1 protein-coding gene is annotated in these 553 nt (G+C 56.8%); it reads left to right on the top strand.

From position 1 onward, the window contains the following. Positions 1 to 553, top strand: a 553-nt coding sequence (locus tag U9S71_RS20905; protein WP_326329802.1) for an Ig-like domain-containing protein, incomplete at both ends; no start/stop codon positions are given.

Here is a 553-nt window from a genome sequence, read left to right on the forward strand (position 1 = left end):
CACGACCGTGTTGTGGTACGATGCGGCGACCGGCGGACAGGTGGTGACCGATCCTACCCTGAATACGGTTGGAACCGTTACCTACTACGCGGAAGCCAGCAACGGCGACTGCGTGAGCGAGACACGTACGGCGGTAACGCTCACCATCCATGCATTACCAACGATCATCATTACGGATCCGGCGGTAGCCTGCGCTGGCGTAACCATCGATCTGACGGCTGCGGCCATTACGGTGGGCAGCGATGCCGGATTGACGTATAGCTATTACACGGATGCTGCGGGTACCAGCCTGGTGGAAAACCCGGCTACTGTTGCCCTATCCGGTGTTTACTACATCCGTGCGACTGATCCGGTGACGGGTTGCAGCACCATTGCACCGGTTACGGTAGAGTTTGTGGACCGGCCTGTGGTGGTTGTGACCCATCCTGATTGTGTAGTAAGGGCAGGAACGATAACCATCACCGAACCCTTGGGCGCTGGTTTCGAATATTCGATCAATGGCGCGGATTACCAAGCGGAGCCATTGTTTGAAAATATAGTCCCCGGCACCTAC

Origin of the sequence: Parapedobacter flavus (genome assembly GCF_035818675.1) — a bacterium.
Taxonomy (GTDB): Bacteria; Bacteroidota; Bacteroidia; order Sphingobacteriales; family Sphingobacteriaceae; genus Parapedobacter; species Parapedobacter flavus.